Genomic DNA, 9,676 nt, shown 5'->3' with positions numbered 1-9,676 from the left:
GGAGGCCGGGGCTTCCGGGGCTTCCGAAGCTTCCGAAGCTTCCGAAGCTTCCGAAGCTTCCGAAGCTTCCGGGGCAGCCTGCTCAATCGCCGCCCGGGGGTCCGGCGCGTCGGTCCCGGCCGTCGTCTCCGCCTCAACTGCAGGAGCGGAATCGGCCGGGGCCTCCAGGTCGACGGGTGCGACCGTGACGGGCGTCTCCTGCTCGGCGGCATCCGCCGCGGGGGTCTCCAGGGTGCCGGCGGCGCCTGCGGCGTCCTGCGTCGGCTGGGCGTCCGTCGACGTCCCTGCGGCGCCGGCCTGCGGGGTGACGTCGGGGGTCACGGTGTTCTCGGGGTTCTCGATGTTCTCGGTGGTCCCACCGGGTTCGAGGGCTTCGGTGGATTCTGCGTGGTCTCGATCGTTGGCTGCCATGGACAGCACCTCCTGCCCTGCCGGCACGCCACACTCGCGCCCACAGGGCGGCCAGGTCCGTTCCCGGTGGCGTTGCCCCCGATCCGCCGGTGCGGTGCTCGGGGTGCCGCCGTCGACGGACTCCAGAAAGTCTGAGGTGAACCGGGTCCCTGGTCTCCGCTGGATGCGGACGCGCAAGGCCGGAACCATCGGACGCCTGCCCGGTCTCACGCGCAGTGACACGTGCCGGAAGCGGCTCTCGTATGGCCGGGGACGCGCGGTCCGCGTCCCTCCAGCCGGACAGTCTTTCCACACTGCCCCAGTCCTGTGCCGCCGGCCCGGTGGCCGTCCGATGGACCCTGCCGATGGTGTGGCCACCGGTGGGTCACCGATCATTCTCTCACACGGCGGGCCAGATCAGCGGGATCACGGTGCGGAATCCGGGCACCGGATCCCGACGCCGTACCGAGGGGTCATACCATGGTCGGGTGAACTCCCACGCGCCACAGACCTCCCCTCCCGGTTCCGACCACGATCCCGATCACGGCCACCGCCACGACGTGAGCCTGGAACCCGGCCCCGGGATCGGGGACGACGGTGCGCCCACCGGGGGCGCCGACACAGGGACCGTCGACGAGCGCCGGCCGAGTTGGTACGCACGCCCGCTGGGGACCGCCTGGATGCTGCTGGTCACCGGGCTGATCGGGATGTACGGCACGGTCGCGCTGGTGGCCGAGCGGGTGATGCTGTGGAACGATCCCAGTCACATCACCAGCTGCGACATCAACCCGTGGGTCTCCTGCGGCGAGGTCATGAAGACCTGGCAGTCCCAGCTGTTCGGCTTCCCCAACCAGTTCATCGGCCTCGTGGCGTTCTCGATCATCATCACCATCGCCATGGCCCTGTTCGCCGGGGCCCGGTTCCGTCGCTGGTACTGGATCGGGATGAACGTCGGCGTGCTGCTCGGCTTCGCGTTCTGCGTGTGGCTGTGGAGCCAGGCCGTCTACGAGATCAACATCCTGTGCCTGTACTGCATGGTGGTCTGGGCCATGATGATCCCGATGTTCGTGCTGCTCACCTCGCGCAACCTGCAACACGGCGTGATCCCGGCACCGGCCGGGGTGCGGACGTTCGCCGCCGAGTGGTCCTGGCCGATCATCGCCCTGCTCTACGTGGGCGTGCTGGCCTCGATCATGCTCCGGTTCTCCAACGCCTTCTTCTAGGCGGGAGAGGCGCTCACGCGCCCTCCCGGACAGCCAGCAGGGTGACCAGGTCCGTGCGCATCGTCGAGGGGTCGGCGTCCGGGCTGGGCTCGGTCACGTAGACCTCCCAGAAGGGCAGGGCGGGCTGGTGGCCGGAGTCCGCCACGGCCTGCATGAAGCGCGACCACGCCTCCCCGAGCCCGTCGTAGGGGCCGAGGTGGGAGATGACGGCGATCCGGCCCCCCGGCAGCCGCGAGGGTGACAGGGTCGGGCCGGGCCCCGCGGTCCTCGCCCCCGGCAGCGGGCGGTCCACGGGGACACCGACCTCGAAGTCCACCGTGTCCGTGGGCATCCGGGTGTGCAGGGCGAAGGCCGGACCCACCGGTTGGATCCCCTGCTCGCCGAGCGCGGGGAACAGTGCGCTGAACGTGGAGTCGAAGATCTCCGCCATCCGGTCCATCGGATAGTCCCTGGCCACGGTGACCACGGTGGGGACCTCCGGGGCGTCGAGGACCGTGAGTTCACGGTACGGACCGCCCAGGAAGTACGGGGCATCGGGCTGGGTGCTCATGGAGCGATCCTAGGGACCAGGGTGGCCGTGCGGCCACTCCCCTCCTGCGCCGTGCCCCGCCGGCGCGCGGTCAGGCGAACCAGATCCCCAGCTCGCGCTCGGCGGAGAGCGTGGAGTCCGAACCGTGGACCAGGTTCTTCTGGACGGACTCGCCCCAGTCGCGGCCGAGGTCACCGCGGATGGTCCCCGGCGCGGCAGCGGTCGGCTCGGTGGCCCCGGCCAGGGAGCGGAAGCCCTCGATGACCCGGTGGCCCTGGACGCGCACGGCCACGACCGGGCCGGACCCCATGAACTCGACCAGCGGCTCGAAGAACGGCTTGCCCTCGTGCTCCTCGTAGTGCCTGACCAGCATCTCGCGGGTCGGGACCTGCATCTTCAGGTCGGCGATGACGTAGCCCTTGGCCTCGATGCGGGCCAGGATCTGTCCGGTGAGGTTGCGGGCGACGCCGTCCGGCTTGATGAGGACGAGGGTCTGTTCGGGGTGAGTGGTCACAATCGCTCCTGGGTGGATTCGGTCATGGACATGGGCGGGGGCCAGTCGGAGGATGCCCGCTGGCCGTCAGGTCAACCCTAACGGTCCCTCGAGAGGGCCTGGCGCATCCATCCGCCACGGACCGGCGGCCGTGGCGGACACCGCGTTCCGGTGCCCGCCACGGACCGCGGGGTTCACTCGGCGTCCGGGTGCTCGGCGCGCCAGCGTGCCTCCGCCTCGGCCCGGCGGCGGTTCTCGCGGTCGATCTGGCCGCCCTTGGTGACGGCGTACCACCACGCGAGGCCGAAGCCGACCCCGATGATCACCATCGTGTACTCCAGGAAGACCCCGAGCAGCAGGACCACCTGCAGGCCCCAGCCGATCCAGATGCCCACCGGCTTGCGGACCAGGGCACAGGTGAAGATCGCGACGACGGCGAGGACCAGGGAGACCCCCAGGATCCAGCCGGCCTGGGGCTCCCCCCGGTGGACGCCGAACAGGGCCAGTCCGAAGAGCACCAGGACCAGCGCCTCCAGGACGAGCACGCTCGAGGTGAACGTGGCACGGATGGAGCGGGCCTTCTTCACCTGGCCGGGCTTCCACTCACGTTGGGCCCTCGTCTCGCGGGCGGGCCGCCAGGACTCGCGGCCGGGTTGCTCCGAGGCGCCGTCAGCGGGCGGGCCGGCCTGTCCGGACTGCTGGTCGCTCACGTCGTCCTCCCCCGATCCCTCGAGCCGTCATCGTGCCCGGCGTCCTCGACGCCGAAGGTGTCGTCATCCTGCCCCGCGGCCCGCTCCGGGCCCCCGGCGCGGGCGGATCCGTCACCCGCCTCCGCCTCGGCGAGGCCATAGGTGTCGTCGGCGAAGATGTCCTCGTCGTCCTCGTCCTCGTCCAGGCCGTCACCGAGTTCCAGCCCCATGTCCGCGAACACCTCGACCCCGGGTGCCACCGGGACCACGCCGGGGGCCCCGGGCATCGCCGCCTCGGCCGCCGGGGCGCCGAGCAGCTCGCGCACCTCGGCCACCAGGGTGATGGACCCGGTCACGAGCACGCCGCCACCGGTTCCGGCGCCGGCGCCCTCGGTGGCCTCCGCCCGGCCCACGGCCCACTCCAGGGCGTCCGGGATGGACTCAGTGGCGTGGATGTCGTCCTCGGGCCAGCCCGCGTCCAGCGCGGTCTGGGCCAGTTCGCCCGCCGGGATCGCCCGCGGCGAGTCCGACTGGGTCAGGCAGAGGTCCTCGACCAGGTCCCCGAACTGCCGGTAGAGCACGGTCAGCATCTCCAGCGCGTCCTTCTCCCGCAGGATGCCCACCACCAGCACCAGCTTCTCGAAGCCGAAGGCCTCCTGCAGGGCCTTGGCGGTGGCGGCGATCCCGGCGGGGTTGTGAGCGGCATCGACCACGAGGGTCGGCGCGGTGCGCACCACCTCCATCCGGCCCGGTGTGGACACGGCGCCCACGCCTTCCTGCAGCAGCCCGGATTCCAGTTCCCTCTCGCCGCCGAAGAACGCCTCCAGCGCCGCCACGGCCACCGCCAGGTTCTCGGCCTGGTGCTCTCCGTGCAGCGGCAGGGTCAGATCCGGGTAGCGCCCGGCGATGCCCTGCACGGTGACCTGCTGGCCGCCGACCGCCACCGAGCGGGACTCCACGCCGAAGTCCACCCCCTCGAAGCGGAACGGGGCGTCCACGGCACGCGCCGCGTCCAGCAACACCTGTGCCGCCTCCGGGTCCTGGGCGGCCGAGACGAGGAATCCGCCGGGCTTGATGATCCCGGCCTTCTCCCGGGCGATCTCGGCGTCGGTGTCCCCCAGCAGGTCGGTGTGGTCCGCGGAGATCGGCGTCACCACGGAGACCACTCCGTCGGCCACGTTGGTGGCATCGGTGATGCCGCCCAGGCCCACCTCGAGCACCACCACGTCCACCGGCTCGTCCGCGAACACGGCGAAGCCCAGGATGGTCACGCACTCGAAGTAGGTCAGCCGGTTCTCCCCGGCCGCCTCCAGCTCGGCGTCCACGACCCGGACCACCGGCAGGATCTCGTTCCAGATCCGCACGAACGTCTCGTTCGGCACCGGGGCGCCGTCGATGCTGATCCGCTCGGTCACGGAGGTCAGGTGCGGTGAGGTGTACCGTCCGGTCCGCAGCCCGTACGCCCGCAGCACGGACTCGATGATCCGCGCCGTGGAGGTCTTGCCGTTGGTCCCGGTCAGGTGGATGACCGGGGCGGCCTTCTGGGGCTCGCCGAGCAGTTCCATGGCCCGCCAGAGCGGCGCCATGCGCGGTTCCATCTTGTTCTCCGGGGCCCGGGCGAGCAGGTCCCGGTAGACGGCCTCCACCGTCCGGGGTCCCCCGCCGGCAGCCGCGGCGCTCACGCGTCACCCCCCGCGGTCACGGCCCCGGCGACGGCGGCGACCGGGGCGACCGCCACCTGGACGGTCCTGGTGGCGTCCTCGGCCGGGTCCCGGCGCGGGTCCGCGGCACCGGAGTCCTCCAGCACCAGCTCCACGGTCAGGGTCTCGCCCGAGACCAGGTCCCGGTGCGCGTCCACGGCCTGCACGACGGCGGCCGGTCCGGTGATCACGGTCCGCACCCGGTCCGAGACCTCCAGTCCGGCGTCCTTGCGGGCCGACTGCACGGCACGGACCACGTCCCGCGCCGTGCCCTCGGCCGCCAGCTCCGCGGACACGGAGGTGTCCAGGACCAGGAAGCCGCCGGGCGACGGCGCGATCATCGGCCGCGCCCCCGCCGTCGGGGGCACCGTCCGCACCGGCCGGTGCCCCCACGGTGGTCTGCAGGGAGTACTCCCCCTCGGCCAGCTCGATACCGCCGGCCACCACCGTGCCGTCCTCCTCGAGCCGCCAGTCACCGGACTTCGCGGCCTTGATGACGGCCTGGACCTGCTTGCCCAGCCGCGGTCCGGCGGCCCGGGCGTTGACCGCCAGGGACTGGCTGATGCCGTAGTCCGCGGCGGAGACCTCGCCCGCGTCCTGCAGGTCCACGGACTTCAGGTTCAGCTCGTCCCGGATGATGTCGGCGTAGGGGCCCGCCAGTCCGGCGGCGCCGGGCACCACTACGGTCAGCGACTGCAGCGGCAGTCGCACCCGCCGCTTGGCCCCCTTGCGCAGGGAGGAACCGGCCGAGGCGATGCGGCGCACCGTCTCCATCCGCTCCACCAGCCGCCCGGCCTCCTCCGCCGACGCGAAGCCGGACAGGAACGGTGCCGGGTCCGGGTAGTCGGTCAGGTGCACCGAACGGCCACCGGTCAGCCCGCGCCAGATCTCCTCCGAGACCAGCGGCATCAGCGGGGCCGCGGCCCGGCAGAAGGCCTCGAGGCAGGTGTACAGGACGTCCAGGGCCTGGGTGTCCTCGTCGAAGAACCGCTGGCGGGACCGGCGCACGTACCAGTTGGTCATGGTGTCCATGTAGACGCGCAGCGCCTCCGTGGCGTCCGAGACCTCGTAGGCGTCCAGTCCGGACTTGACCTCGGTGAGCATGCGCGCCGTGGCGGCCAGGATGTACTGGTCCAGCGGGTCGGTGGACTCGTACCGGGCCTGGGCGCGGTAGCCCTCCGGCCGTTTGCCGCCCTCTGCGGACAGGCCGCGGGCGGAGTTGGCGTAGAGGCTGAAGAAGTGCCACACGTTCCAGGCCGGCAGCAGCACCTGGCGGGTGCCCTCGCGGATGCCCTCCTCCGTGACGACCAGGTTGCCGCCGCGCAGGATCGGGGAGGCCATGAGGAACCAGCGCATCGCGTCGGAGCCGTCGCGGTCCAGGACCTCGGAGACGTCCGGGTAGTTCTTCAGGGACTTGGACATCTTCTGCCCGTCCGAGCCGAGCACGATCCCGTGGCTGATGACGTTGGAGAACGCGGGCCGGTCGAACAGGGCGGTGGCCAGCACGTGCATGGTGTAGAACCAGCCGCGGGTCTGGCCGATGTACTCCACGATGAAGTCGGCCGGGTTGTGGCCGCCGTCGAACCACTCGCGGTTCTCGAACGGGTAGTGCACCTGGGCGTACGGCATCGAGCCGGAGTCGAACCAGACGTCCAGGACGTCCTCGACGCGGCGCATCGTCGCCCCGGCGGCGGCGGCCTCCGGGTCGGGGTGCGGGCGGGTCAGGTCGTCGATCCAGGGCCGGTGCAGGTCCACCTCGCCGGCGGCGTTGCGCGGCAGCCGGCCGAAGGCCTCCTCGAGCTCGGCCAGCGAGCCGTAGACCTCCTGGCGCGGGTGGTCCGGGTGGTCGGACTCCCACACCGGGATCGGCGAGCCCCAGTACCGGTTGCGGGAGATGGACCAGTCCCGGGCGTTCTCCAGCCACTTGCCGAACTGGCCGTGCTTGACGTTCTCCGGGATCCAGGTGATCTGCTCGTTGAGCTCGACCATCCGGTCCTTGAACGAGGTGACGGAGACGTACCAAGAGGTGATGGCGCGGTAGATCAGCGGGGTGCGGCAACGCCAGCAGTGCGGGTAGGAGTGCTCGTAGGAGGCCTCCCTGACCAGCTTCCCGGCCGCGCGCAGCGCCCGGATGATGGTCCGGTTCGCCTCGAACACCTGGACGCCGGCGATGTCCTTGAGCACGCCGTCGCCGCGGGCCTCGTCCCCGAACAGCGGCAGGAACCGGGCGCCCTCGTCCACCGAGAGGATGACCGGGATGCCGTTGGCCTCACAGACCCGCTGGTCGTCCTCACCGTAGGCGGGGGCCTGGTGGACCACGCCGGTGCCGTCGTCCGTGGAGACGTAGTCGTCCACGAGCAGCCGCCACGCCCGCCCGGTGCCGTAGGCCTCGGCGTCCGCGAAGTAGGTGAACAGCGGCTCGTACAGCAGTCCGCCCAGCCGGGTGCCGGGGTAGGTGGCCGTCACCGCCTCGGTGATCGCGCCGGCGTCGGCGTAGCCCAGCTCCCGGGCGTGCGCACCGAGCAGGTCCTGGGCCAGCAGGTACCGGTGACCGGCCACGTCCTCCGCGGCGTCCGGACCGGCCGGGACCACCGCGTAGGTGATCTCGGGCCCGACCACGAGCGCCTCGTTGGTCGGCAGCGTCCACGGCGTGGTGGTCCAGGCCAGCACGCGCACGCCGGTGAGCTCTGCGGCCAGGCCGGCGTCGGCCCCGCCGGCGGGCACCAGCTCCGCGTCCGCGGGCAGGCCGGTGATCGGGAAGGCCACCGTGACGGAGGGATCCTGGCGGGACTTGTAGACGTCCTCGTCCATGCGCAGCTCGTGGTTGGACAGCGGGGTCTCGTCCTTCCAGCAGTAGGGCAGCACGCGGAAGCCGCGGTACGTCAGGCCCTTGTCGTGCAGGGTCTTGAAGGCCCAGAGCACGGACTCCATGAACTCGGGGTTCAGGGTCTTGTAGTCGTTCTCGAAGTCCACCCAGCGGGCCTGCCGGTTGACGTAGTCCTTCCACTCCTCGGTGTACTTCAGCACCGAGGCTCGGCAGGCGTCGTTGAACGCGTCGATGCCCATGCCCTCGATCTGGGCCTTGTCCGTCATCCCCAGCTGCTTCATCGCCTCCAGCTCGGCGGGCAGCCCGTGGGTGTCCCAGCCGAAGCGGCGCTCCACGCGGCGGCCCTGCTGGGTCTGGTAGCGGGCCACGAGGTCCTTGACGTAACCGGTCAGCAGGTGCCCGTAGTGCGGCAGGCCGTTGGCGAAGGGCGGGCCGTCATAGAAGACGAACTCGTTCGGCGTGCCGTCCTCGCGGTGGGCGGGACGGTGCTCGATGGAGGCCTGGAAGGTCCCGTCCTCCTCCCAGTACTGCAGGATGCGCCGCTCGATCTCGGGGAAGCGCGGTGAGGCCGGGGTGGTGTTCTGGGACTCCGCGTGCGGGTCGGAACTGGCGAGGGGGTACACGGTGTGGCCGTCCTTGTCTCGACGTGGGCTGCGTTCTGCTGCGTGTCTGCAAGGACGCCTGGCCGCCTCCCGGGGTGTTCCCCGGGGACGACGGCGGCGCGGTACCACCCTGCTTGCCGCCCCGTTCCGGTGGGCCCGGGTCCGGCGGGCGCCGGCCGTGGGCCTCCGAGGGCCCGGGCGACCGCTCGTGACTGCTGTGACGGGCTTACCCGTCCGGTTCTACTGGGGCCGTCCTGGCGCCTGGCGGACCCGGGTCCGCCGGCGGCAGCACGCGCCTGTTCTTCCGGAAGCTCACCGGTGATGGCCGGGTCAGTGCTTTGCCGCCGATTCTACGCCACGGTCGTGCGCGCGTGGGTCACCGGGTCCTCACGTCCGGATCACCTTGAACTGGGCGGCCTGGGCGACCGGCCGCATCACGACCTGGTCCAGGTTGACGTGGTGCGGCACGGACACGGCATACGCGCAGACGTCCGCCACGTCCTCGGCGGTCAGGGGCTTCTCCACACCCGCGTAGACGCTGTCCGCGGCCGCCTGGTCGCCGCGCAGCCGGTTCCGGGTGAACTCCTCGGTGTGCACCATCCCGGGCAGCACCTCCACCACGCGCACGTTGTGCTCGGCCTCCTCCAGGCGCAGCGCCCCGACGAGACCGTGTTCGGCCATCTTGGCCGCGTTGTACCCGCCGCCACCCTCGTAGCTGGCCAGCGCCGCCGTCGAGGTCAGCACCAGCACGGTGCCCCGCCCGGTCTCCCGGAGCATCGGCAGGAGGGCCTGCACGGTGTTCAGCGTGCCCTGGACGTTGACCCGGAACATCCAGTCCCAGTCGTCCAGTCCGCCCTCGGACACGCGGTCCGTGCCCAGCGCACCGCCGGCGATGCACAGCACCGTGTCCACCCCGCCGTTCTCCGCGACCTGGTCGCGCACCCAGTACATCTCCCGTGCGGACGTCACGTCCGCCGGCAGCGCCACGATCCGTCCCGGCGAGCCGGCGGCCTCCTCGGCGAGTGCCTGCAAGCGGGCGGCGCGGCGGGCGACGGCGAACACCGTCCACCCCTCGGCGGCCAGCCGCAGGGCGGTGGCGCGGCCGATCCCGGAGGAGGCCCCGGTCACGACGGCGGCGTGGCGCCCCGCGTGCTCTGACTCTGGTGTGCTCTGGGTCTCGGTCATGGCACCACTGTAGGTCTCCTCTCCGCGCACGACGTGCC

At 71.7% G+C, this 9,676-nt stretch carries 6 protein-coding genes and 2 pseudogenes; 1 reads left to right on the top strand and 7 read right to left on the bottom strand.

Annotated elements, in window-relative coordinates; genetic code table 11:
- Nucleotides 1–411, bottom strand: a pseudogene (locus Q0283_RS00385) (hypothetical protein); the annotation flags it as partial.
- A gap of 467 nt (nt 412–878) precedes the next feature.
- Between Q0283_RS00385 and Q0283_RS00380 the strand changes: the two are divergent.
- Nucleotides 879–1,613: a vitamin K epoxide reductase family protein gene (locus tag Q0283_RS00380; protein WP_183525298.1), complete on the top strand. Its 735-nt coding sequence runs from the start codon at nt 879–881 to the stop codon at nt 1,611–1,613.
- A gap of 13 nt (nt 1,614–1,626) precedes the next feature.
- Here Q0283_RS00380 and Q0283_RS00375 read toward each other — a convergent pair whose 3' ends face one another.
- The 6 genes and pseudogenes from Q0283_RS00375 to Q0283_RS00350 form a co-directional block, all read right to left on the bottom strand.
- Nucleotides 1,627–2,163 (bottom strand): GyrI-like domain-containing protein, encoded by a 537-nt coding sequence (locus Q0283_RS00375; RefSeq protein ID WP_183525295.1) that lies wholly within the window; start codon nt 2,161–2,163, stop codon nt 1,627–1,629.
- A gap of 70 nt (nt 2,164–2,233) precedes the next feature.
- On the bottom strand, nt 2,234–2,656 hold the full coding sequence (gene ndk / locus Q0283_RS00370) for a nucleoside-diphosphate kinase (RefSeq protein WP_183525292.1): 423 nt from the start codon (nt 2,654–2,656) through the stop codon (nt 2,234–2,236).
- A gap of 173 nt (nt 2,657–2,829) precedes the next feature.
- Nucleotides 2,830–3,345, bottom strand: coding sequence for a DUF4233 domain-containing protein (locus Q0283_RS00365; protein ID WP_183525289.1), 516 nt, complete (start codon nt 3,343–3,345; stop codon nt 2,830–2,832).
- Nucleotides 3,342–5,006: a folylpolyglutamate synthase/dihydrofolate synthase family protein gene (locus Q0283_RS00360; protein WP_183525286.1), complete on the bottom strand. Its 1,665-nt coding sequence runs from the start codon at nt 5,004–5,006 to the stop codon at nt 3,342–3,344. Before Q0283_RS00360 ends, Q0283_RS00365 begins: the two co-directional genes overlap by 4 nt.
- Nucleotides 5,003–8,474: pseudogene (ileS, locus tag Q0283_RS00355) on the bottom strand (isoleucine--tRNA ligase). The gene Q0283_RS00360 and the pseudogene ileS overlap by 4 nt, the downstream one beginning before the upstream one ends.
- A gap of 366 nt (nt 8,475–8,840) precedes the next feature.
- Nucleotides 8,841–9,638: an SDR family oxidoreductase gene (locus Q0283_RS00350; RefSeq protein WP_183525280.1), complete on the bottom strand. Its 798-nt coding sequence runs from the start codon at nt 9,636–9,638 to the stop codon at nt 8,841–8,843.
- Nucleotides 9,639–9,676 lie beyond the last annotated feature (38 nt).

This window comes from uncultured Citricoccus sp. (assembly GCF_937871995.1).
Lineage (GTDB): Bacteria > Actinomycetota > Actinomycetes > Actinomycetales > Micrococcaceae > Citricoccus.
The sequence above is the reverse complement of the archived record's forward strand: the minus strand, read 5'-3'. Positions and strand labels throughout refer to the sequence as shown.

Coding starts and splice junctions, on each gene's coding strand:
- Q0283_RS00375 (WP_183525295.1), bottom strand. CDS start 2,163: ATGAGCACCCAGCCCGATGCCCCGTACTTCCTGGGCGGTCCGTACCGT.
- Q0283_RS00350 (WP_183525280.1), bottom strand. CDS start 9,638: ATGACCGAGACCCAGAGCACACCAGAGTCAGAGCACGCGGGGCGCCAC.